Annotated in this window: 22 protein-coding genes; 10 read left to right on the forward strand and 12 right to left on the reverse strand. The window is 39.2% G+C overall.

Annotated features, from left to right (window positions below):
* Positions 1–66 precede the first annotated feature (66 nt).
* Together M5E07_RS10430 and M5E07_RS10435 are read right to left on the reverse strand one after the other, a co-directional pair.
* Positions 67–240: a hypothetical protein gene (locus tag M5E07_RS10430; protein WP_252219072.1), complete on the reverse strand. Its 174-nt coding sequence runs from the start codon at positions 238–240 to the stop codon at positions 67–69.
* A gap of 177 nt (positions 241–417) precedes the next feature.
* Positions 418–903, reverse strand: a complete 486-nt coding sequence (locus tag M5E07_RS10435) for a hypothetical protein (protein WP_116762608.1) — start codon at positions 901–903, stop codon at positions 418–420.
* 101 nt (positions 904–1,004) lie between these two features.
* On the opposite strand from M5E07_RS10435, the gene M5E07_RS10440 reads away from it, so the two are divergent.
* From M5E07_RS10440 to dapC, 5 genes are all read left to right on the forward strand, one after another.
* Positions 1,005–1,763 (forward strand): AzlC family ABC transporter permease, encoded by a 759-nt coding sequence (locus tag M5E07_RS10440; RefSeq protein ID WP_252219074.1) that lies wholly within the window; start codon positions 1,005–1,007, stop codon positions 1,761–1,763.
* Positions 1,753–2,100: an L-valine transporter subunit YgaH gene (gene ygaH / locus M5E07_RS10445; RefSeq protein ID WP_252219076.1), complete on the forward strand. Its 348-nt coding sequence runs from the start codon at positions 1,753–1,755 to the stop codon at positions 2,098–2,100. Before M5E07_RS10440 ends, ygaH begins: the two co-directional genes overlap by 11 nt.
* Before the next feature lie 238 nt (positions 2,101–2,338).
* Positions 2,339–3,553: a formate-dependent phosphoribosylglycinamide formyltransferase gene (gene purT, locus M5E07_RS10450; protein WP_252219078.1), complete on the forward strand. Its 1,215-nt coding sequence runs from the start codon at positions 2,339–2,341 to the stop codon at positions 3,551–3,553.
* Positions 3,554–3,579: 26 nt separating this feature from the next.
* Positions 3,580–6,246, forward strand: a complete 2,667-nt coding sequence (glnD, locus tag M5E07_RS10455) for a [protein-PII] uridylyltransferase (RefSeq protein ID WP_116762600.1) — start codon at positions 3,580–3,582, stop codon at positions 6,244–6,246.
* 25 nt (positions 6,247–6,271) lie between these two features.
* Positions 6,272–7,441, forward strand: coding sequence for a succinyldiaminopimelate transaminase (dapC, locus tag M5E07_RS10460; RefSeq protein WP_252219081.1), 1,170 nt, complete (start codon positions 6,272–6,274; stop codon positions 7,439–7,441).
* A 27-nt stretch (positions 7,442–7,468) separates the two neighbouring features.
* Here the strand turns inward: dapC and M5E07_RS10465 are convergent, their stop codons facing one another.
* The 5 genes from M5E07_RS10465 to msrB form a co-directional block, all read right to left on the reverse strand.
* Positions 7,469–7,723, reverse strand: coding sequence for a TonB-dependent receptor (locus tag M5E07_RS10465; protein ID WP_252219083.1), 255 nt, complete (start codon positions 7,721–7,723; stop codon positions 7,469–7,471).
* A gap of 438 nt (positions 7,724–8,161) precedes the next feature.
* On the reverse strand, positions 8,162–8,776 hold the full coding sequence (locus M5E07_RS10470; RefSeq protein ID WP_252219085.1) for a LysE family translocator: 615 nt from the start codon (positions 8,774–8,776) through the stop codon (positions 8,162–8,164).
* A gap of 41 nt (positions 8,777–8,817) precedes the next feature.
* Entirely contained in the window at positions 8,818–9,702 is an 885-nt protein-coding gene (locus tag M5E07_RS10475) for a helix-turn-helix domain-containing protein (protein ID WP_252219087.1), read from the reverse strand.
* A gap of 5 nt (positions 9,703–9,707) precedes the next feature.
* Positions 9,708–10,190 (reverse strand): glutathione peroxidase, encoded by a 483-nt coding sequence (locus tag M5E07_RS10480; RefSeq protein WP_116762591.1) that lies wholly within the window; start codon positions 10,188–10,190, stop codon positions 9,708–9,710.
* Positions 10,187–10,606 (reverse strand): peptide-methionine (R)-S-oxide reductase MsrB, encoded by a 420-nt coding sequence (gene msrB, locus M5E07_RS10485; protein WP_252219089.1) that lies wholly within the window; start codon positions 10,604–10,606, stop codon positions 10,187–10,189. Before msrB ends, M5E07_RS10480 begins: the two co-directional genes overlap by 4 nt.
* Positions 10,607–10,835: 229 nt before the next feature.
* Here msrB and M5E07_RS10490 point away from each other — a divergent pair, with 229 nt between their 5' ends.
* Together M5E07_RS10490 and gloB are read left to right on the forward strand one after the other, a co-directional pair.
* Positions 10,836–12,266 (forward strand): pyridoxal phosphate-dependent aminotransferase, encoded by a 1,431-nt coding sequence (locus M5E07_RS10490; protein WP_131325706.1) that lies wholly within the window; start codon positions 10,836–10,838, stop codon positions 12,264–12,266.
* Between the two features lie 142 nt (positions 12,267–12,408).
* Positions 12,409–13,140 (forward strand): hydroxyacylglutathione hydrolase, encoded by a 732-nt coding sequence (gloB, locus tag M5E07_RS10495; RefSeq protein WP_252219091.1) that lies wholly within the window; start codon positions 12,409–12,411, stop codon positions 13,138–13,140.
* A 510-nt stretch (positions 13,141–13,650) separates the two neighbouring features.
* On the opposite strand, the gene M5E07_RS10500 is transcribed toward gloB, so the two are convergent.
* Positions 13,651–14,034 (reverse strand): Mpo1-like protein, encoded by a 384-nt coding sequence (locus tag M5E07_RS10500; RefSeq protein ID WP_252219094.1) that lies wholly within the window; start codon positions 14,032–14,034, stop codon positions 13,651–13,653.
* A gap of 382 nt (positions 14,035–14,416) precedes the next feature.
* Between M5E07_RS10500 and M5E07_RS10505 the strand changes: the two genes are divergently transcribed.
* Both M5E07_RS10505 and M5E07_RS10510 read left to right on the forward strand, forming a co-directional pair.
* Positions 14,417–15,880, forward strand: coding sequence for a CYTH domain-containing protein (locus M5E07_RS10505; protein WP_252219097.1), 1,464 nt, complete (start codon positions 14,417–14,419; stop codon positions 15,878–15,880).
* A gap of 176 nt (positions 15,881–16,056) precedes the next feature.
* On the forward strand, positions 16,057–17,517 hold the full coding sequence (locus M5E07_RS10510) for a CYTH and CHAD domain-containing protein (protein ID WP_252219099.1): 1,461 nt from the start codon (positions 16,057–16,059) through the stop codon (positions 17,515–17,517).
* A 7-nt stretch (positions 17,518–17,524) separates the two neighbouring features.
* Here M5E07_RS10510 and M5E07_RS10515 read toward each other — a convergent pair whose 3' ends face one another.
* Entirely contained in the window at positions 17,525–18,157 is a 633-nt protein-coding gene (locus tag M5E07_RS10515) for a hypothetical protein (RefSeq protein ID WP_116762578.1), read from the reverse strand.
* Positions 18,158–18,266: 109 nt separating this feature from the next.
* On the opposite strand from M5E07_RS10515, the gene M5E07_RS10520 reads away from it, so the two are divergent.
* The gene (locus M5E07_RS10520; RefSeq protein WP_116762576.1) at positions 18,267–18,656 is read left to right on the forward strand and encodes a DUF3144 domain-containing protein; all 390 of its coding nucleotides are present in this window, start codon (positions 18,267–18,269) and stop codon (positions 18,654–18,656) included.
* A 52-nt stretch (positions 18,657–18,708) separates the two neighbouring features.
* On the opposite strand, the gene M5E07_RS10525 is transcribed toward M5E07_RS10520, so the two are convergent.
* From M5E07_RS10525 to M5E07_RS10535, 3 genes are all read right to left on the reverse strand, one after another.
* Entirely contained in the window at positions 18,709–19,020 is a 312-nt protein-coding gene (locus M5E07_RS10525) for a hypothetical protein (protein ID WP_252219101.1), read from the reverse strand.
* A 162-nt stretch (positions 19,021–19,182) separates the two neighbouring features.
* Positions 19,183–21,948 carry a M16 family metallopeptidase gene (locus M5E07_RS10530; RefSeq protein ID WP_252219103.1) on the reverse strand — a complete coding sequence of 922 codons (2,766 nt, stop codon included), beginning with the start codon at positions 21,946–21,948 and terminating at the stop codon, positions 19,183–19,185.
* A gap of 129 nt (positions 21,949–22,077) precedes the next feature.
* Positions 22,078–22,902, reverse strand: a complete 825-nt coding sequence (locus M5E07_RS10535; protein ID WP_252219105.1) for a PhzF family phenazine biosynthesis protein — start codon at positions 22,900–22,902, stop codon at positions 22,078–22,080.
* Positions 22,903–23,017: the final 115 nt, after the last annotated feature.

Raw genomic sequence — 23,017 nt, forward strand, 5'->3', positions numbered from 1 at the left:
TATGGTGCAAAAGTTTTCACCATAAATGTGCATTAAATATTAAAGGCACCAAAAAGCAACATTAATTTAAGAGGTTAATTGACAGACATTGACCTCATCAAAGCCATTGGTGCAAGGTGCAACTTCTTGTGCAACAGAAAAATGTAAAGCAGCGTGTACTTTCGGCTGTTCAATCTGAGCATTCACAGTTGAACTGAATACCCAGAAAAGACTTAAAGCAAGCATAGATGTTTTCAACATAGAACGATAACCTCACGACAATAAATGTGACTTTTCACGTAAATTATACACTTTTTATCACATCAGGATAATGCATTAAATTAATCAAGACAGTGTTATTTTCTATTATCGTCGTGGCTGTTTTCGCATCTGCATTGTAATTTTATAAACCACAATGCAGCTTTAAACATGCAAATTTTATGAACTAAATGCCTTTTTCTTCGGGTCTGTATTGCCTAATTCTGGATGCTCTAGTGCATCTTTACATTGTGCTTTGTCTCGTTCGTAATCCGCTTTTTTCTGCGATACTGTCGCTGAGTTTTCCATGGTTTCACGCGCCCAAACATCTAAACTGGTCAATGCTTTTCGACACAACGCATATTTGCCTTCAGTGACCGAGTCCGTCATTTTGACGTTTATACGCCATTCTGTACTCAGTTTACGCGCAGGTTTACGTACCTTTTCTTCAATTAAATTCCGTTGCTTACGATATACATAAGGATCTGCCTCGTTCATGAATCGCCATGCTTCATGTGCATAAGTGGTCGCATCATTGGTCAATTTAGGCGCAGCTTTAATTTCTGCTTTCTTTTCAGCATGATCTGAAGATTGACCACAACCTTGTAAAAACAAAGCACTACTTATTACAGAAACAACAAGCACAGGCGCTCTAAGTATTCGCATTTAGGGAATCACCGCAACAATCGAGTAAGCACTATGCTAGTAAATTCGGCTACAATACACAATCTTATTTGACCTATCGTTTAACTCTAACAAGGTGTGTCGTGTCACAACACAAATTAACACCCACGCAAACAGCGGGCTTTTGGCAAGGTGCCAAAGATAGCCAAGCAATTATCTTTACTTATTTACCTGTATCTTTTGCATTTGGGGTTTCAGCAACACAGTTTGGCTTTAGTGCTTGGGAAGCCTTATTTCTCTCTTGTACCATGTACGCGGGTGCCAGCCAATTTCTGGTGGTTGCACTTTTAGGCAGTGGGACGTCTATTTGGATGACTGCACTGACGGTCATTGCCTTGGATATTCGTCATTTACTGTATGGTCCAGCCTTACAAAATCTAATTCAAGACCGATTAAACCTAAAAAAAACCGCGATTTGGGCGTGGGGACTGACTGATGAAGTCTTTGCTTCAGGCATGATCAAACTCTCTCAAAGACGCCAAGAATGGTCTGAATCATGGATGTTAGGACTCAGTTTATTTAGCTGGTTGTCTTGGGCGACAGGCTCCTTTTTGGGTGGGCTATTTGCCGATCAGGTAACTCATTTACCCCAGTTTTTACAGGCGGCACTGGATTTCTTGTTACCTGCGTTATTCCTCAGTTTCTTGCTGGCTGCCTTTGAGAAGAAACATATTTTTGTGGTGAGCGTGACCATTTTAGTGTCTGCGATTGCCTGTTATTTCATTGATCTCTCTGCGGCAATTTTCATTGGTATTTCATCAGGTATATTTGCAGGTTTATTTAAGCACTACATCCTCAAACAACATGATGCCGAGCACACAGGAGCATCACATGAATCTTGAAATCATATTGGTCGGTATTGTGGTCGGTATTGCCAATTTTGTCTCACGTTTTGGTCCATTTTTTGTCATTCAGAAATTTCAGCAAAATTCACAAAAGCGTGGTGCATTGTGGTTAAAAATCGCCTTGGGCTCGATTGGGATTTCTGCTATTAGCTCCATGTTGGTCGTTGCGACTCTTCCTCCACTGTTAGAAACACCCAATAAAAGTTTGGCAATGCTCATTGGGTTCTTGGTACTTACAGGTTTATATTTTAAGTTTAAGAAAATTGTACCCGCAACGTTAACTGCTGCTTTGACCTATGGTCTGGTTTATACCTACATCCCTTTTCATTTTTAATTTATTTTGAACGAATGATTCACAACACAATTAATCACTTGAGAGCAATTTTCAGGTGATTAACTAAAAATAGGAAATAAACTTACTTTACGAAAGTTAATGCGTTTTCATTAAAACCATAAATGATCCTGTCAGAATAAATTGCTCAAAAAATTGTTCGACAATCTTATTATTTTATGTGAAAGCGACCTGAACACGGCCCTGAGTTCTGCTATGCTAAAACCCCATTTACGCAAGGATGAATCACATGAGCGTGACTATTGGTACTCCCCTTCAATCTTCTGCATTTAAAGTTCTACTATTAGGGTCTGGTGAACTCGGAAAAGAAGTGGTGATTTCACTGCAACGTTTAGGTGTCGAAGTACACGCTGCTGACCGATACGACCATGCTCCTGCCATGCAAGTTGCGCATTATCAATACACCTTGAATATGGCAAATCCTGAAGAATTAAAACAACTGATTGCCCAAGTAAAGCCTCATCTTATTGTTCCTGAAATTGAAGCGATTGCTACTGAAGTTCTGGTTGAAATTGAAGAAAGCCAAACCGCAACCATCATTCCTTCTGCAAAAGCCGTGAACCTCACCATGAACCGTGAAGGTATCCGTCGTTTGGCCGCAGAAGAACTCGGCTTACCCACCTCTGCTTACCGTTTTGCCGATTCTCTTGAATCTTTCCGTGCTGCTTGCGATGACATTGGTTATCCAAACTTTGTGAAACCTGTAATGTCCTCTTCGGGCAAAGGTCAATCACGCGTAAAAAGCTTTGCTGAAGTGGATGCTGCTTGGGAATATGCGCAAACAGGTGGTCGCGTCAATCAAGGTAAAGTGATTGTTGAATCTCAAATTGATTTTGATTTTGAAATTACCTTACTCACTGTTCGTGCCAAAAATGCTGAAACAGGTGAAATTGAAACCCAATACTGCGACCCAATTGGTCATCGTCAAGATTCTGGTGATTATGTAGAAAGCTGGCAGCCACAACCCATGACAGCCGTGGCTTTGGAAGAAGCTAAACGAATTTCTCACAAAGTCACTACAGCCTTAGGAGGTTGCGGTATTTTTGGTGTGGAATTGTTTGTCAAAGGTGACAAAGTGTGGTTTAGTGAGGTTTCACCTCGTCCACACGATACAGGCCTTGTGACTTTAGCTTCCCAGTATCAAAGCGAATTCGAATTGCATGCGCGCGCCATTTTAGGCTTGCCTGTCAATACCACTCGCCACAGTGTTGCTGCAAGTGCTGTCATTTATGCAGGTGTAGATGATACCAATCTTTCCTTCTCTGGCTTAAATCTTGCTTTGGCAAATCCAAATACTGATTTACGTCTGTTCGGAAAACCTGAAGGTTTTAAACGCCGCCGTATGGGTGTTGCTACTGCACGCGCGGAAACCACCGATCAAGCACGTGAACTGGCACAACACGCTGCGGATCAAGTCATTGTGAATCAGAACTAACTTATACATATTACGGACCACTGTTCATGATCAATACTTCACCATTGTTGAATTACGTCAAAAGTAACCATGATATTCAAGCGATTAACCAATGGCGTACCGATGTAGAAAAGCAATTACAGGAAAGTTTTGAACATGGACAGCCCATTCGTGAAATCATTTTAGCGCGCTCTAATCTGATTGATGAAGCACTGCAATTTCTCTGGCAACATGCTGAATTAGATCAAACCAATCTCGGTCTGTTTGCGGTCGGGGGCTACGGTCGCCATGAAATGCTGCCATATTCAGATGTCGACATTATGATTTTGTCGGAAGATGAAATTACCGCAGATCAAGAGAAACTGATTTCCACTTTTATTTCTTCACTTTGGGATGTAGGGAATTTTAAACCTGGCATCAGTGTGCGCAGCATTCGCCAATGTGTCGAAGAAGCCACCAATGATCTCACAGTTGCCACCACCCTAATTGAAGCGCGTCTAATTATCGGCTATGAACATCTCGCACGTTGGCCTCGTCGTATCGTTTCACAAACTTGGACCGATAAAACTTTCTATGATGCGAAAATGGAAGAGCAACACCGCCGTTACGCACAGCACAACAATACTGAAAGTAATTTAGAACCCGACATTAAAAACGCTCCGGGCGGTATCCGGGATATTAACCAAATTGGCTGGATTGCTAAACGCCATTTCCGAGTCAACCGTATTTATGACTTGGTCCATTTGGGCTTTATTTCTGAGTTTGAACTCGGTGTCTTGGAAGAAGCCGAAAGTTTCTTATGGGAAATTCGCCATCATTTACACCGCCTAACCAAACGTGACGAGAACCGTTTATTATTTGACTATCAGCGTGACATTGCTGGTATGTTTGGTTATGTACGTGAAGAAGATAAGTCACCCAACTACCCAATTGAACAATTCATGAAACGGTACTACCGTACTGCGCAACAGGTGTCTACCCTGAATGAAATGTTGTTGGCGTATTTTAGTGAATCCGTCATTACCCCTCGACTGCCACAATATGAACGTCAAATTGTAGAAATTAATGATAATTTTAAACTGGTCGATGGTAAGTTAGCAGTTCAACACCATAAAATTTTTGCTGAAAAGCCTAGCGCAATTTTAGAATTATTCTATTTACTCGCGAACCGTCCAGAAATTGAAGGTATTCGTGCGCGTACATTACGTCTACTCATACTAGCAGCGAAACGCATTGATCAGGCTTATCGGGATAATCCTGAACACCAAGCCTTGTTCATGGCAATTATTCGTTCGCCTTACCGCTTATATGACACCATGGTCGCGATGAAACGTTATGGCGTTTTAGGCAATTATATTCCTGCTTTCGGACAAATTATGGGACTCATGCAATATGATTTGTTCCATATTTATACGGTCGATGCACACACTCTCTTGTTATTGCGTAACTTAAATCGCTTTAAAGAACCTGAATTTGCCAAAGATTTCCCTGTCGTCAGTTCAGTATTCCAACGTTTAGCGCGACGTGACATCGTATTCTTAGCTGCCCTATTCCATGACATAGCCAAAGGACGTGGCGGTGACCACAGTGAACTCGGTGCAGAAGATGCGATTGAATTCTGTCGGGTACACGGATTTACTGAGCGCGAATGCAAACTGGTGGCGTGGCTAATTCACAATCATCTGCTCATGTCACTGACGGCACAGAAAAAAGATATTTCTGACCCAGATGTGGTGAAAGATTTCGCAGAAAAACTGGGGGATATGGAGCATTTAGACTATCTCTATACCCTCACTGTTGCCGATATTAATGCCACCAATCCTAAATTATGGAACTCATGGCGCGCATCACTCATGCGTCAATTGTATACCCATGCTCGCGACATTATTCGTACCGGTCTTGGTCGTCCTGTCGACTATCAAATGCTGATTGAAGACACCAAATTTGCAGCCAGTGAAATGTTAGTGAATGATTTCTCTTTGACTGATGTAGAAAAAGTCTGGCAAGAACTCGGCGATGAATATTTCATTAAAGAATCGGCTGATGAAATTGCTTGGCATACCCGTGCAATATTGGAACATGGTGAAAATCCAGCACCTCTGGTATTAATGCGAGCACATCGTAAATCAGCACAAGATGCGGTGCAGATCTTTATTTATACACGCGATCAACCCAACTTATTCGCAACCACTGTGGCCATTTTAGATCGAATGAATCTGGATGTTCAGGATGCGCGAATTATTACTGCGACTACAGCATTTAGTTTGGATACCTATTTGGTTCTAGACCGTTTCGGCACCTTATTAACCGATCCTGAACGTGAGGCTACGGTTATTCACTCGCTCACCTCAGCACTCAGCCAATCCGATAAATATCCGGGATTAATGCAACGCCGTATTCCACGCCAACTTCGCCATTTTGATATTGAAAATACTGTAGATGTAACCTTGAATGAAGCGTTACAGCAAAATATGGTTGAAATTTCTACACTTGACCATCCAGGATTACTTGCGAAAATTGGTGGTCTGTTTATGATGCAAGGTTTAGACATTCATTCTGCTAAAATTGCCACTTTAGGCGAACGCGCCGAAGATATCTTCTTTGTGACCAAAAAAGATGGCTCACCAATGACGGAAGAAGAAACGGTATTATTTGCCAATCAACTGAAGCTCGCATTGGATGAAGCCTCTAATCAGGTCTGTGGTCAACATTAATTTTTAACGTTCGGGTATCCGTTTCATGAACTCTAGTTTATCCCTATTACATCCTTATCCATTTGAAAAGTTAAATAAGCTTTTTAAGGATGTACAACCCGCAGATTTACCTTTGATTCCCCTGTCAATTGGAGAACCAAAGCATCCTGCACCAGAGTTTGTGAAACAGGCGATTATTGATAATTTCCAACATCTATCGACCTACCCAAACAGTAAAGGTTTACCTGAATTACGCCTCAGCATTGCCAACTGGTTAACGCGACGTTTTCATCTCAATCAAATTAATCCTGAACAGGAAATTTTGCCTGTTTCAGGTACACGTGAAGCGATTTTTTCATTCGTACAAGCGCTGATTAATCGTGACGAAAAACCCTATGTAGTTATGCCAAACCCCTTCTATCAAATTTATGAAGGGGCAACTTTATTGGCAGGTGCAGAGCCTTACTTCATCAATTGTACTGAAGAAAATGGCTATTTAGGTGATTTTGATGCTGTACCTACTGAAGTCTGGGAAAAAACGGCTCTCTTGTTTGTTTGTACACCGGGCAACCCAACAGGCGCGGTACTGTCTAAAGAACAATTTAAAAAGCTAATTGCGCTATCCGATCAATACGGTTTTGTGATTGCATCAGATGAATGCTATTCAGAGCTTTGGTTTGATCAAGCCCCAACAGGACTTTTAGAAGTTTGTGCTGAAATTGGACGCGATGACTACAAAAACTGTGTCGTGTTCCATTCACTGTCAAAACGTTCAAACTTACCGGGTATGCGTTCTGGTTTTGTTGCGGGTGATGCAGCCTTATTAAAACCATATTTGCAATATCGTACTTATCACGGTGCAGCAATGCCTGTTCAACATCAGTTGGCCTCTATTGCAGCATGGGATGATGAAGCACACGTTGAAGAAAATCGCGTGCAGTACCGTACCAAGTTTGATTTATTTCAAAATGAATTGGGACATCTTTTACCCCTTCAGAAACCTGATGCGGGCTTTTATTATTGGCTTAAAGTGGATAATGACGAATCATTTGCCAAAATGTTAATGGAAAAAGCCCATGTAAAAGTCCTCCCAGGTCGCTATTTATCGCGTGATACCGCGACGGGTAACCCTGGTGAAAACCATGTCCGTCTCGCTCTAGTTGCGGACCTTGCACAATGTGAGCAAGTAATCGCGCGGTTAAAAGCCATTTTATAATTAATCTAAAAAAACCAAAGGGCATTCTCAAATGCCCCTTGGCTTAATCACTAAAAATATTTCAAATGAGCATTTATAGCTTACACATAAATCTACGGCTCTTTCTGTACCTGAGTAACAATAGAAAGAACAAGTACTTAAATGTTTTTCATTGGTTAAATTAGTCATATTGACTTGAATATCTAATTGCCCATTTAACAATGAACTCGCAATAGCATCCATCAAAGTATATGAACCAACTTTATGCTCTGGATAATACTGTTCCTCATTGGTGCTATCCACATAACGCCCCCAACACGCAAATGTAGCTCGTTTAACAGGTTTTCATTGCTGAATTGACAACATACTGAAACCTGATTATTCAACGTTGCAGGTATCCGAATCATATTTTTCACACTTAACTCTTGTTCAAAATCATTATGCGTATTGATCTGTAAGACTCAGATTTTCTTGTAATTCCGCTCCTTTATATGTCCGTTTGCACTTGTATATTTGAACTGTCTGTAACTATGCATTTTTTCAGTCAAATCAAAGGATGCCTGCGTGATTAAAGCATTCAGATTCATATTTCATCCCAATCTTGTATTGTTCACCTGCAAAAAGGTTTAGATGCACACTGGTATCCAAAGCAGTTCATTTGATGACTCCACCTTTTCACAAAAGTCTGCCATGTAAAATAATTATTCATCACAAAATAAAATAGATCTGTAGAGGCATTGATTAAAGCATTATCAAAACCATAGCAAATCCTAAAAAACAACAACCTGTAAGCCTATACAATATCTTCGTATTCCTTTTTAAAAACTGATTCCAACTCCTAAAATTAAACAATTTGAGCAGAAATAAATTCCAAAATAGAACGACACTTACCATCCAAAAGCAAATCAAAGAGAGTTGTTTAACACTAAATTGACTGTAGACCAATAAAATCAGACTGCTATAAAACATCAGATTTTTCGGATTAAGCACACTAGATTGCAAACCTTGAGCGAAACACATAGCGCTTGATGTCTTTATTTGGATTTCATCATGATTTGTTAAATGCTTATTTTCATCATCACGATAACGAAAACATTGCAACGCCAAATAAAGTAAATAAGCCACCCCTAAACAGCGTAGGAGTTGTAATAGAATGGGATGAATTTGACCTAAACCCCACAACAATATAAAGATCAACAACAAAATCAGTGCATTTCCAATCGCAATTCCCAATACGGTATAACGTGCTAATTTTGAACCATATTTCATTGAATGCATTAAGATAAGGAAAAAATCAGGTCCCGGAGAAAGTAAAGCAATAAAATGTGTAACTGCAATAAAAAAGAATAATTCCATAACTCAGCTCAGCTAAAAACTGAGATAAGCCTAGAACTTACTTAAATTGAATTCTTGTATAAAATTGCGCGGCGGTGCTGCTTTTGATAGAACTTCGGCGTAGTCCCTGTCAACTGCTTAAACACACGTTGAAAATGACTTTGATCACTAAACCCCAACTGATAACTCATCTCGGCAATATCTTTACCCTGCTTTAAGAGCTTTCTCGCTTGATTAATTTTTAAATTGAGCTGATAGGCATGTGGAGTTAAACCTAAATTCGACTTAAATAAACGAATGATGGCGTAACGACTTAACCCACTTTGCTCAGATAAATCTTGTAAGGAGAGTAATTCTTCACTTGTGCTTATTTCCCAAAGGAGTTGTTGAAACTCCTGTTGTGCATAACTATTTATTGCTAGTAATTCTAGGTGCAAATTCGGAAATAATAACTCAGTCAGCGTTTGAATCAGTAATTGCTCTTTTTGCAAATACGACATTGAGTGCTCGAATAAGTTTCTATTTAAGTGAGAAAAATTTCGGTAAAGTTGCTCAGATTGATAGAGTTTAGGCTGATATTGCGGAACTGCATTACAATGAAAATCCTGTTTAGTTTCATGCAGCAACTGTTGTAACCAGAGCATATCCAGATGCATCATTTGATAACTCCACGCCTGATCGGGTTCAGGATTACAGGAATGCTCAACATGCGCTGGAATAAGAACAAGGGTTCCCGATTCTATGGGCTGTGTCCCCACAAAATGACTATTAAAAATACTTCGACCAACATCTACTGCACCAATAGAAAAGGTCGGATGGCTATGTGCTTTATAACAAGCACGACTGTCACATGCCCTACGTGTTTCCACATAAGGCATATTGGGATTACTCCAAAATTCAACCTGAATTTCAGAAGAACTTTGCTGCGGCATTAATCCATTTAACATTACAATTATTGTTGTAATGCCTTTTCAATCTCTTCTTCTAAGGCTTCAGGTTTAGTTGTTGGGGCAAAACGGTTTAAAACCGTTCCATCTTTACCAATTAAGAATTTAGTAAAATTCCATTTAATACCACTGCCTAAAATACCTTTGCTGTTATTGGTTAAATAACGAAAAATGGCATGGGCTTCTGGTCCTTTTACATCGACCTTGGCAAACATTGGAAAAGTGACCCCGTAATTTTTCTGACAAAAAGCTCCAATTTGGTCGTTTGAACCTGGGTCTTGTCCACCAAATTGATTACATGGAAAGCCAAGCACCTCTAACCCCTGCGGCTTATATTTTTCATATAATTTTTCTAAACCAGCAAACTGCGGTGTGAAACCACACTTACTTGCTGTATTTACAATTAATAAAACTTTACCCTCATAATCGGCAAAAGCTTTATTTTTTCCATCTAGCAACTCAGCTTCAAACTGATAAATGTTGGTCATGGATAGGTTTCCTCGTCATTTTTTTCTTGTGATTGTAGTTCTAATGAAGCCGAATTTACGCAATAGCGCAATCCTGTCGGCTGCGGGCCATCCTCAAAAACATGCCCTAAATGAGCGTCACAATGATGACAAACTATTTCAGTTCTTTCCATACCATGTGAGCTATCTTGTAATTCATCAATTGCTCCTCCAACAATTGGCTTAAAAAAACTTGGCCAGCCACAACCACTGTCATATTTCGTCGTAGACGAAAACAACGGTGTACCACAGCAACGACACACATAAGTTCCTTCTTGCTTGGTATTCCAATATTTCCCCGTAAAAGCAGGTTCTGTTCCTTTTTGTCGAGTTATACGGAATTCTTCTGGTGATAACTCTCTTTGCCATTCTCGGTCTGTTTTACTGAGTTTTCCCATGATTATTTCCCTTTCTATCTTGCTGTTTCAAATAAGATAATCTTATATTTACGTGATTCATCTTAAAATTTCTAGTCTTTACTTAACAATTTACAAAAGACTTATACATCCAGCAAAAGCAAAAAGTAAGCAAATACTCAAAATATAGTAAGCATTTTTATTAATCCAATGCTTTTTTGTGAGCAAAATTGGTGCTATTCTTATGATCATGCTTATTCAGGATTAAAAAATGTCGCAGAAAAAGAGCGTTATTTTTAAACATCTACTGCCTGTGATTAAAGAATATCAACAGGCTGGATTTACGCATGAAAAAATTGTTGCTTTACTCCGAGATGAACATGATCTCGATTTGGTAACAACTGAAACATTTAAAAGTTATTTATATCGTTATGCAAAAGTGACCTCCACTCTTTCCGAGAACATCAAAATGCCGAACACTACCCAAACCCCACGCGAAATAAAAAAATCGTCTAAGCTCGAGCATGTATGCTACGACATTCGTGGACCAGTGTTACGAGCGGCCATCGAGATGGAAGAAGCCGGCCATAAAATTATTAAACTGAATATTGGCAACCCCGCTCCCTTTGGCTTTGAAGCCCCACAAGAAATTATTAATGATGTCGCATTAAACTTACCCAATGCTGTAGGTTATACCGACTCAAAAGGAATTTTCCCTGCACGTAAAGCCATTTGCCAGTATTACCAGCAAAAAGGCATTTTCGATATGCATGTGAATGACGTGTATATCGGCAATGGCGTATCTGAACTCATTGTTATGGCGATGCAAGGTTTATTGGATGATGGCGATGAAATGCTGGTGCCAATGCCAGATTATCCGCTGTGGACTGCAGCAGTAAACTTATCGGGTGGTACTGCAATTCACTATAAATGCGATGAAGAAAATTTCTGGTACCCAGACATCGCGGATATGGAAAGTAAAATCACGCCAAATACCCGTGGTATCGTGATTATTAACCCAAACAACCCGACCGGTGCTGTTTATCCACGCCATGTATTAGAACAAATTGTCGCTTTAGCCAAAAAATATGACCTGATTTTATTTGCAGATGAAATCTACGACAAAATTATTTATGACGGTATCGAACATGTTTCCGTTGCTGCGTTAGCAGGTGATCAACTGTGTATCTCATTCAACGGTTTATCAAAAGCTTATCGTATTGCGGGTTATCGTTCAGGTTGGATGGCCATTACTGGTGATAAATCACGCGCAATGGATTACATTGAAGGGCTAGACATGCTTGCGTCTATGCGTCTGTGTGCCAATCATCAAGCACAATATGCGATTCAAACTGCATTAGGTGGCTACCAGTCAATTAATGATTTAATTCGTCCAGGTGGTCGCTTGTATGAGCAACGTAATATCGCATGGCAAATGCTGAATGAGATTCCGGGTGTGTCGTGTGTCAAACCTGAAGGTGCAATGTATTGCTTCCCTAAACTTGATCCAAACGTGTATCCAATTCAGGATGATGAGAAACTCATGCTCGATTTACTCCGCGCAGAGAAAGTCTTATTGGTTCAAGGTACTGGTTTTAACTGGCCGACACCAGACCATTTCCGTGTCGTGTTCTTGCCTGCAGAAAATGAACTGCGTGAAGCCATTACCCGAGTGGGTCGTTTCTTGGCAAAATTACGTTAATTCTAATATTTGAAAATGCCGCATTTTGATGCGGCATTTTTGTATTTATCTCATACCCATGACTTTTTAATTACAACGTTGAAATAGTGAGCCTAAGGCATTCAATGCTAAACTTGATAACAAGAGATAACGAGCGAATAACATGACTTATCAAGTACATATCATTGATGTAAAAAATCAATTACAAAACTATATTTGGTTACTTGAACATACCGAAACCCATGAAGTAATTGCCGTAGACCCAACCGAAGCACAATTGGTTGAAGATTATTGTCAAGAACATCAATTGCACCTTAATCAAATTTGGCTTACGCATTGGCATAAAGACCATATTGGCGGAGTAGCAGCGCTATTAGTCAATCGCAATATTCCAGTTTATGGCCCTCGTGATGAACTGAGCAAAATTCCGTTTATTACCCATCCACTCACGGATGGTGAGCATTTTAATTTTCATGATATTCGTATAGATGTGATTGCCGTTCCTGGACACACCTTAGGCCATATTGTCTATTTTAGTGATGCGCTTGATCTGGTTTTTTGTGGGGATACTTTATTTGCAATGGGCTGTGGTCGAGTATTTGAAGGGACTTTTGAACAGATGTACCATTCCTTGAATCGCTTAGCGGCATTACCCCCAAGAACCCAAGTATATTGCACCCATGAATACACCCTTTCGAATGCCAAATTTGCGCTACATGTAGAACCTGATAATCTTAAAATTCAGCAACGCTTTGAACAAGTTGAGGCTTTGCGAATGCTGGGTCAACCCACACTCCCTAGCAATATTGCCATTGAACTAGAGACCAATCCTTTTTTAAGGGCACAGAGTGTCGAAGAGTTTCAAAAATTACGTGAATTAAAAGATAACTTTTAATTTTTGCATTTAACAAAAATCCCTAGTTCTGGGGATAGAGCAAGTACCCAAATCACGGTTTAATAAAGACACAAAAGCAATAAAATACAACGATAAAACTGAAAGATTTCGTTTATTTTCAATAATTATAATAACAACTGAAAATAAACATGACTCTCTAATTTTTTGCACCAACCACATGGGCAATGTGGGCAAAAAATTAGGGAGTCTTTCAATTCATCATCCCAATTTTTTTAATTATAGGTATTTGTTTATTTACATCTCAAATAAAAAAAGCCCAGAGAAAGGTCACTCTAGGCATTGGAAACTTGCTGTATCTTGAGTAAACACAAGATCATCTAAAATTCTGAAACTTATACTACATCAGAAGGATTGAACATCCTAGCCATTTTCATGAATATATTTGAAGATTACACTTTATTGCACAATTAAAAATCATGTATAACAAATACATATATAAGCGTTATGACCCAATATTACTAGACAAATGTACTTTAATTTGGATAAAAGTTAACTTGGAATTTTATCCAATGAACGGCATTTTAAACTCAGGTTACCGCGGACAATATCAGACAACATACGCCAATCCGAAATAAAGCTGTAGAGGGGCTGTTTAAAAGATGCTGGCTTATTCTTTTCATACAGAAAATGTCCGGCCCATGCGCATGCATAACCCGGAATTAAACCATACAACACATATTTAGGTTTACGATGGCGAATGGCTTTCGCTATCCAATATGCACCAATAGTAGTGCCTAAAACATGTAGACGCCGACTCGTAATATTACGGTGCTCGGTCAAATAAAAACGATAAAATTCATTATAATTTCGAATGGGTAATTGTGGCGCTTGAACATGCTCCAAATTTTCAGTGGTTTGAACAGTTGCATTCATATTTAAATCATCCTGATTGTTTTAAAGTATAACTTTTGATTTTGCACCCATATCATTGTGCTTTGTTTTAAATGGGTCAATTACATTTTTGCTTACGTTCAAGCTTTTAAATTGGCAAAAGTAATGTTTATCCTTACAATTCAATAATCAATCTGAAACTTCAGATTAGGTCTCGCATTGCAAAAGAAACCACCTATGAGTTTGCTAGAAGCATTTCATCAGCACTCAAAATTTAGAATGCATTAACTGCCGATAATTTCACTCATCAGCGCGTACAGCATAGAATTTTTCAGCTAGAATTTAATATTAAAGCGTCACATCAGTTTTTAGCACAAGCTGAACAAAACCTCCCCTTTTTTGAACCATAATCTAAGGCAAATTTATGATTGAAGTTGAATTAAAATTTCAAATTCCTACAGCAAAAAGAACAACGCTCCTTAAAGCCTTAGACCCAAAAAAATCAAATCTGATTCAACTGCAAGCAAAATACTTCGACACGCCAGATAAACGACTTTCACAACATGGCGTTGCCCTACGCTTGCGCCTTGAGGGTGAGCATTGGGTTCAAACCTTAAAAGCGGCTGGAAAAAGCCATTTGCACCGTTTCGAGCATAATCATGATTTTGGTATTTCTGAACATGCTCCTGCTTTAGATTTAACGATTTATGAACATGAACCTGAAGCAAGAGCCATTTTGCAACACGCTTTGGGTGATGAGCTTGCTTCATTAAAATTACAGTTTGAATCTGATATTCAGCGTACTTATCGTGTGATTCACTTCGAAGATGCTGAAATTGAAGTCAGCCTCGATATTGGTCGCTTAGCCACTGAAACTGAAGAAAGAGAAGTCCATGAAGTTGAATTTGAACTCAAACAAGGTTCTATTCAGTCTTTACTTGCCTTTAGTTTTGAATGGGTAAAAAAATATCAACTTTGGTTAGATGTACGCAGTAAAGCCGAAATGGGACATCTACTCTCTATTCAGCAACACGTTAGCCCTGCCCAACAGAGCAAAACTTTTCAATTAGTCAAAAAAGACAGTGCTGACAGTAATGTCCGCTCGCTCATCGCGCAACAGTTACAGCACCTACTTCCAAATATTGCAGCCATCTCCGCAGGCGTTGCCGAAAAAGAGCATCTTGAACAAGCTTATTTGGCTTTGGATCATCTCTATTTAACTTCTGCCTTATTTAAAACGTGGAGCAAGGACGTTTCGGATAAGTGGGCATATCAGTTGGCAGCGTTTAAACATCATTTTGAAAATTTACAACAGCTTGAGCACATGCAAAGTACTTTGGGTGCATTACTTCAAAACCCAACAACTGTCGCAAGCCTAACCCAAGATATTTTATATGCACAAGAAAAGCTGAATAATTTGGTGCGCTCAACACTCAATGTCCATCACTTTTTAGAGCTTTTAATGTTTAGCTTACAAAGCAGCACTACTACGCAAGAGCTGGACTTAAAAGCTTATGCACAAAACACCTTACAACAGCAATATAAACAGATCCACGAGCAGCTTTTAGAAACTGAAGTCACAAAATTTGAAAGCCTTGAGCAACTTTCACAACGTATTCGCGAACTCAAGTTTAGCTTCCCCATACTCACCTCAATTTACGATGTGAAAAATCTGCAAAAATATAGCAAGGCATTAAATGAAGCGCATCAAGCTGCCGAAGAATACTTAACGCTCAGTTCATCTGCCGCCTATATTCAGCAAACTGAATTAGAAGCAAGTGACTGGTTTGTTTTGGGTTGGTTGACTGCAAAACAAGAAGTGTATGCTCAAGCACTTTTAGATGCGACTGAACAATTTATGGTGAGTCGTAAGTTCCTTAAATTCTAAACTGCTTGATACCTCAATACACCTACATCCACAAATTCAGTTTGTGGATGTACTTGATTGCTACATCTAGAAATAGACAAATTACATTTTTACTGGACTTCTTCAGTCACTTTAGCCAAGATATAAATTTAGCGCGATTAAAATAATTTTAAAAACTCCAGTGCGAGGGCTAGAACATGTCAGAAATTGAACTCAAATTTCAAATTCCAGAAGCTTTTCAGGACATGATTTATCAAGATTTCTGCGCCTCCAAAGTCTATAAGCAGCGTTTGCTCGCCCATTATTACGACACCGAAGATTTTCAATTGGCACAGCAATCTATTGCTCTCCGATTACGTTTAGAGCAAAGTCACTGGATTCAGACCCTAAAATATAAAACTGCACGCCAGATTGAACGTTTTGAGTTTGAATCTGACTTGGGCAAAAAAAAGCAGCCCAAACTTAATTTAGACGTGTATCAAGACCACTTAGATGAACTTCCCACCTTATTAACCACTCCTGATGCTGCTCAAAAATTTCAAATTAAATTTTCTACCGATGTAAAGCGCATCTCCAAAATACTATTGTTTAATCAATCTGAAATTGAAGTTTGTCTGGACATCGGTCATTTGGTTTTCCAAAATGAAAAATTAAGAATATTTGAAATTGAATTTGAACTGGTACAAGGCTCCATTCATGACTTAATTCGCTGCATAGAACCATGGATGAATAAATACCAGCTTTGGTTAGATACTCGCAGTAAATCTCAGCGGGGCGATTTGCATCTACAACAACAGGATATGTTATTACCACAGTATGCTGAACCGATTCTTTTAGATCAGGAAATGACAACCAATAGTGCTGTACAGATCATTTTAGATAACACCTTTAAACATTTTTTGCCCAATGCCACTGCCCTCGCTAGCGGCTCATATAATAGCGAACATGTACATCAAGCACGTGTCGCAATACGGCGTATGCGGAGTGCTTTAAAAAGTTATGCCCACTTGGTGCATAATATCCCGCCACACTGGGCAGCTCAGCTCCGTATTATCTTTCAATCTTTAGGTCATGCACGAGATACCGATGCCATTCGTGAAACCCTATTACCGCAATTGCAACAAGCAGGTTGCTCACATTTAGATATTCCAAATGCTGAGAATTATCACAATCAAATCATGTGGATTTTTCAATCCGTAGAAACCAATCAATTAATATTAGAATTGATGGACTACATGACTTCTGAACCGAACCTTAAAAATAAAAAGGAAAAACCATTTATAAAATATGCTGAGAAAATCTTAAAGAAAACCCATCAGCAGATTGCGCATGATATTGGTCATTTTTCTCAGCTAGAAGATGAAGAAAAACACATGCTGCGTAAACGCTTTAAACATTTACGTTACAACATTGAATTTGTGCGTAGCTTATACCGTAAAAAAGCCGTGAAACACTATTTAACAGCCATTAAACCCATTCAAGAGCTTTTAGGGCAATATAATGACCTCTTGGTTGCCGAGCAATTTTTTCATGAATTACCCGAAAATGAAGAGGTAACATGTGCCATACACTGGCTTAAACAACAGGAAAAACAACAACTCAAACACGTCGATAAACAACTGAAAGCATTTAGGAAAATTAAACCGTTTTGGGCATAAAACTGACTTAGCGATATTTCCCAAAAACCTTCCACACCTCATTGTCTGCCAGCGGGTCGCTATAACTATCGCTGCGTTGCTTACGTGGCTTATCCCGTGCATCGACCAGTTTAAAGTGTTCTTCGGTGCTTAACACAATACCATTCACATAAAATCGGGTTCGGGTATATTCACTTTGCCCATGCTGAAACACATAGGTTCTAAGATCAATAAACTCACGGTGTGCGACCAATGCTGCCTGTTCATCGCTATTCAGCCAAGCTTGCATTACAGCTACTTGCTCGGCAGAAAATTCACCGCATTTATCTAATAAACTAGCAATTCCCCTAAAAGTTTTGGATTCTTTAGCCCGAGTTTTATTAATTCGAATTCGATCTACATGGAAATAAAACAACGGTAAATTAAGATGACTGGGTAAATGAATGGCATCGACCACTTCATCGCTTAAAAAAGGTTGGCTCAACAGTTGCGCCCGCTCAATTAAGTCTTGCCATTGTTGATAATAGTGTGCGACATCCTCTGCCGAACCATAATAAATGGGTAATCCTTCTACATTTGCCAAAGTTTGTGGCGGCCAAATTTGTTGGCGCAACAGTGAAATATCATGTTTAAGATTTTGAATTGCAATAGCATCTGACATAACGCGTTCCATTTTTATAATGCTTAGGCTATTTTTAGATTAAGTCAAAGGTTTTGTTTCTGCAAGGCTTTGCCTATAATGCAGAATGAAATTTTAGCTAGGAACAGTCATGGTTCAAAAGATTGACGCTACCGATGTCACCGAAGAAGAAGCTTTGAATGCTGCTTTTTTTGAACGTGCAGATGAATTTATTAAACATGCCAATGAATTTTGTCGCCCAGCCAAAGGACAGCAAGTCAAACCCAATGAAATTCGTGGTCAAGTGAGTGCTTCTATGCTGTTTGCAACAGCACGTTTCAATACTTGGGTCGCAGCGAATAATTTTAAAGATGGCAATGAAATGCGTGACGCCAAAGAACAAGTGATGTCTTATGTCATGCAACAATTCCAAATGATGTTAGAAGATAACTATGACGAATACTGTGAACAGTTCGAGAACTATTTACGTTTCCGCCATAACGAGGAATTCCATGCCAACAAGCATGATCATGACCATTAATTAATGGCAAAATAAAAAAGCCCTCAGCTTAGACTCAGGGCTTTTTTATTGCTTAAACTTTACGATCCCAAACGATCTTTTTTATTACGTTATCGACAATGGTGACGGTGTAATAGGTATTCCCCACCAAATACACATAGTCTGATGCAGTAAGCTGCTTCCTGTCTTCTTTCCACTCGTAATTCCGCACCGAGATTGGCGATTGCTGCATATTTTGCACCAACTGAATATAGCTATCGCCAAGCGATACCAATTGCCCATTTTCAGCACGAATGACACGCGTTTCAGTCGCTGCTGTAGCGTAAGAAGTACCGATTGCAAATACAAAAAGCAGATAACCAGAAATTTTTAGAATTTTCTTCATATAGATAGACTCAATCAAAATGATGTTTTCGTTATTAAGAAGTAATATAAAATTTTGTTTATTTTTTACCATCCGTTTAATTTAACTGCAAGTTATAAAATAAAAAGCCACAAAATTGTGACTTTTTATTAAAACATTCAAGATGCTTAGAACTCAGAAAAACTAAGGCTTAGCCTGCCCATATTGGTCTGCCATGACTTCAACCAATTGATCGAGATGAATGTATTTTTTGATGGCTTGGTCCACATCTGCTTTGGTCAAGTTGGCAATCGCTTGATCACGTTTTTTACGGAACAATAAATCGCGGTTTCGTTCTAATTGCGAAGTCAGCATTTGATGAATATTGCGCTCATCTTCCAAAGCTGTCACTCGGTTTTTTAGAATATCGGCTTTAGCCGCTTCTAACTCTTGTTCTGTGACACCATGATCTAGCAATTCTTGTAAAACTTTATGTACTGATTGAGACACTTGCTCAGCTTTACCTGCGGTGTAATTGGCACTAATACTCAGCGCACCAGAGTTCACCCAATCATCTAACTGAATTTCACTGCCAAAGCCATACACCAAAGCATTTTTCTCACGCAATTCCTGAGCTAAACGTGAAGACAGTTGAGAATCTCCAAGAATGTAACTAAACACCAACATGGCTGGTGCATCTGGATGATCCTCACCTAGTGGGAAAGTCAGTAAGCTTTGATAACTGCCAAATTCACGTTGCTCGGACAGCACATGCTGCTTCTGTGCTTTATACGGCGTATATTCAGATGTCAGTTGCGCATAAGCTTGAGTACCGTTCCAGTTCCCAAACTGTTGTTTTACCGTACGTAACATTTTCTTGGCATCAAACTCCCCTGTAATGGCGATTTGTGCATGATTCATGGCAAAGAACTGCTGATACAGTTGCTTCACCTGCGCATTACTAGAGGCTTGAAATTGTTTTTTGGCATATTCAGGTTCGAAGTGATAACGCAAATCTCCTTGCGGATAAACTTCAATTAAACGTGCAATGGTTAGAGCTGCAACGGTTTCAGGCTCCGTGTAGGGACGGTTTAAACTAGAGAGCGTTTGAGATTTAATTAAATCAAACTGTGACTGTTCGAACTTCGGATTTTTCATGACTTCGACAATGTAATTAAAGAAGTCTTCAAATTTTTCTTTTTTCGCCACAATTTGAATGGTCATACCGTTGCCATTAGACGATGCTGTTGCAGAACCACCAGCATCAATCGATTTATCGGCAATATCTTGTAAGCTATATTTATCCGAAGCACGGAGCAATAAATAAGAGGTGAAATCAATAATTTCACTTTTGTTCATTAAAGCTTGGGCTGTACCAAACTCAACATTAATGGTGGCATAGGTTTTATTGTCACGGGTCGTAACAGGATAAAGCGCGTATTTCATCCCATTTTTGAATTCACCACGTTGAATATTCCTCTCGTTCTTTTCCAAATATTGCTGAGAGCTTGCAACATATTGCGCCACTTCTTGTTGATACACACTCACATCTTTTAGCGGCTCTGGTGCTTGAACCTGTTGGTCTAAAGTTTTACTTGGTGCTTTTGCCTGCTGCTGTTGCATGGCTTTTTTCTGATCTTCTGGAGTAGGCTCAATATCCCCAGAAATACGGTGCTCTTTGACTAAAAATTGTTTTAAGGTCTGATTCACCTCATTCAGACTCAAGTTTTGAATATTATTTAAATCCAAATAATATTGATCCCAACGTCCCTGACTCGCTACAAAATAATCCGCCAGACGTGAACCCAATGCCGCAGAGTTACTTTGAATACTGTCGGCCTGATTTTGAATGAGACTTTTCACGCGCTTTAATTCAGTTTCATTAAAAGCTTGGTTTTTTTCAACTCCTTGATCGAGCGCTTGATCGACTTGTTCGGCATTATGATTCGGTGCATACATTGCCCCCATAAAGACCAAATTAAAATCACGATCTAACCATGTGGTTGCCTGCACCATAGTACTGGTACCTGTTTCCACCATACTTTGATATAAATGCCCGCTCGGCTGCATGGTATACAACAGTGGAGACAAAGCTAAAGCGGGTTTGATCTGTTCATTTTTACCGTTTAAGTAAATATTGAACTTGGCTAAATCACTGCCCTTCGCTACTTTAAATTCACGCTGTTTAATTTTACTTGCATCAAGCTGTGGCACTTGAACCTGAGCAGGAATCTGACGTGCAGGAATTGAACTAAACTGTTGATCAATTTGCTTAAGGACTTGCGCCTTATCAAATTTACCTGCAATCACCATGGCAGCATTATTGGGTGCATACCACGTGCGATAGAACTGGTTCAGTTCATTCATTTTGATGGACTGCAATTCTTTTAAATCGCCAATTGGTAAACGTCCTAAATACTGGTTTCCATAAGCCGATTTCCACATCTGATCCATCAACACTGCAAAAGGTTGATCCAGACGTACTTCTCGCTCACGTTTCACAATAGAGATTTCTGAAGGGACAAATTTCTCTTGCAGCACCAATTTATCCATACGCTCTGCTTCTAAATGCAAGATTTCATTCAAAGCGGTTTGTTCTGGGCGGACAACATTTATATAGCGGGTCGAATAATAGTCGGTACTGGCATTGGTCATTAAAGTGTATTGATCCAATCTGCGCTGGAATTCTTCACCTTTGACATTTTGCGTCCCTTTAAAGGCAAGGTGTTCTAACAAATGTGCTAGCCCCCCTTTACCTTGCGGGTCATTCAATGAGCCTGTCAGATATATGGTACTCATATAGACTTTATTTTCTTTATCGTTCGGTGCCAAAATCACCCGAAAACCGTTATCTAATTTATATTCTTCAATTTGATGATCTGATTTGACCAAAACTGGCTGTGCCCAAGCAGCCGAACTTAAACCAACAAAAAACAGAGAGAAAGTAAGTTTTTTCAACCGCATTAACATGTTAATTCCAATATATTCAGTCATATAAATATTTTATAGGCTGACTATCTTACGGAATCGAAAATGGTATTTATAGTGAAGTTTTGCAAAGCAACCCTCAGTTTTGAGTGTTGCTTTGTTCAAATATGATTAATCTAAGAACAACTCTGCCTGCATATAGAGTTTGCCATAACCTGAAATTTCAATGCGTTCCTGATCAACAATTTTGCAATACAATTCGCCACCTCGCGCAGAGGCTTGATATGCAATCAACTCTGTTTTGTTTAATCGTTCTGCCCACAATGGCGCTATGGCAGTGTGAATAGAACCTGTGACAGGGTCTTCATTGATGCCTATTGCAGGGGCAAAATAACGTGACACACAATCATACTCTGCATTTGAAGCAGTAATCGCAACATCTACACTTGAACCATGTGCGGTAATAGCGGTACGTAAAGAACCCAATTGCTTTAACAATTCTAAGTTGGGTTGCTCATCCAAAACATCTTGTACGTTTTCATACTCTACAATGTAAGCTTGTTGATTCAGATAAACATTTTTAAATGGCTTGCTAAGTGCCTGTGTTAAAAGTTCAGGATAATCTTCTACTTTTTCTGCACGGCGGATTGGAAAATTCATACAAATTTTGCCATCTTCCGCCTGACTCACAACAAAAACACCCAATTTTTTCACATGAAAATGAATGGTTTTGGCTGGAGTAAAATCTTTAAATAGTACAAAGCTACTGGCTAAAGTTGCATGCCCACAAAAATCAACTTCTGCTGTAGGTGTAAACCAACGAATTTCAAAATGCTCGGCATCAATCTTTTTTACAAATGCAGTTTCAGACAGGTTATTTTCCAAAGCAATATTTTGCATCAGTGCTTCATCTAACCATTGTTCAGTCACAATTACTGCCGCAGGATTCCCCTTAAATAATGCATTGCTAAAAGCATCGACTTGATACATTTTCATGATTTATCTCCATTGTTTCATTATGATTATGCCGTTACAGTCAAACAATAACAGATACAAATTTATTTGATTTATGGATACAGTTGTTGCATGACACAAAAAAAGAAAGCCAATA

The organism is Acinetobacter tibetensis (assembly GCF_023824315.1).
Taxonomy (GTDB): Bacteria; Pseudomonadota; Gammaproteobacteria; order Pseudomonadales; family Moraxellaceae; genus Acinetobacter; species Acinetobacter tibetensis.

Excerpts from the sequence above, each read along its gene's own strand:
- gloB (WP_252219091.1), top strand. The coding sequence starts at position 12,409 with ATGACTTATCAAGTACATATCATTGATGTAAAAAATCAATTACAAAAC.
- M5E07_RS10470 (WP_252219085.1), bottom strand. The coding sequence starts at position 8,776 with ATGGAATTATTCTTTTTTATTGCAGTTACACATTTTATTGCTTTACTT.
- ygaH (WP_252219076.1), top strand. The coding sequence starts at position 1,753 with ATGAATCTTGAAATCATATTGGTCGGTATTGTGGTCGGTATTGCCAAT.
- M5E07_RS10505 (WP_252219097.1), top strand. The coding sequence starts at position 14,417 with ATGATTGAAGTTGAATTAAAATTTCAAATTCCTACAGCAAAAAGAACA.
- M5E07_RS10520 (WP_116762576.1), top strand. The coding sequence starts at position 18,267 with ATGGTTCAAAAGATTGACGCTACCGATGTCACCGAAGAAGAAGCTTTG.
- dapC (WP_252219081.1), top strand. The coding sequence starts at position 6,272 with ATGAACTCTAGTTTATCCCTATTACATCCTTATCCATTTGAAAAGTTA.
- M5E07_RS10500 (WP_252219094.1), bottom strand. The coding sequence starts at position 14,034 with ATGAATGCAACTGTTCAAACCACTGAAAATTTGGAGCATGTTCAAGCG.
- msrB (WP_252219089.1), bottom strand. The coding sequence starts at position 10,606 with ATGGGAAAACTCAGTAAAACAGACCGAGAATGGCAAAGAGAGTTATCA.
- purT (WP_252219078.1), top strand. The coding sequence starts at position 2,339 with ATGAATCACATGAGCGTGACTATTGGTACTCCCCTTCAATCTTCTGCA.
- M5E07_RS10535 (WP_252219105.1), bottom strand. The coding sequence starts at position 22,902 with ATGAAAATGTATCAAGTCGATGCTTTTAGCAATGCATTATTTAAGGGG.
- M5E07_RS10490 (WP_131325706.1), top strand. The coding sequence starts at position 10,836 with ATGTCGCAGAAAAAGAGCGTTATTTTTAAACATCTACTGCCTGTGATT.
- M5E07_RS10530 (WP_252219103.1), bottom strand. The coding sequence starts at position 21,948 with ATGTTAATGCGGTTGAAAAAACTTACTTTCTCTCTGTTTTTTGTTGGT.
- M5E07_RS10515 (WP_116762578.1), bottom strand. The coding sequence starts at position 18,157 with ATGTCAGATGCTATTGCAATTCAAAATCTTAAACATGATATTTCACTG.
- M5E07_RS10480 (WP_116762591.1), bottom strand. The coding sequence starts at position 10,190 with ATGACCAACATTTATCAGTTTGAAGCTGAGTTGCTAGATGGAAAAAAT.
- M5E07_RS10430 (WP_252219072.1), bottom strand. The coding sequence starts at position 240 with ATGTTGAAAACATCTATGCTTGCTTTAAGTCTTTTCTGGGTATTCAGT.
- M5E07_RS10525 (WP_252219101.1), bottom strand. The coding sequence starts at position 19,020 with ATGAAGAAAATTCTAAAAATTTCTGGTTATCTGCTTTTTGTATTTGCA.
- M5E07_RS10475 (WP_252219087.1), bottom strand. The coding sequence starts at position 9,702 with ATGTTAAATGGATTAATGCCGCAGCAAAGTTCTTCTGAAATTCAGGTT.
- M5E07_RS10510 (WP_252219099.1), top strand. The coding sequence starts at position 16,057 with ATGTCAGAAATTGAACTCAAATTTCAAATTCCAGAAGCTTTTCAGGAC.
- glnD (WP_116762600.1), top strand. The coding sequence starts at position 3,580 with ATGATCAATACTTCACCATTGTTGAATTACGTCAAAAGTAACCATGAT.
- M5E07_RS10435 (WP_116762608.1), bottom strand. The coding sequence starts at position 903 with ATGCGAATACTTAGAGCGCCTGTGCTTGTTGTTTCTGTAATAAGTAGT.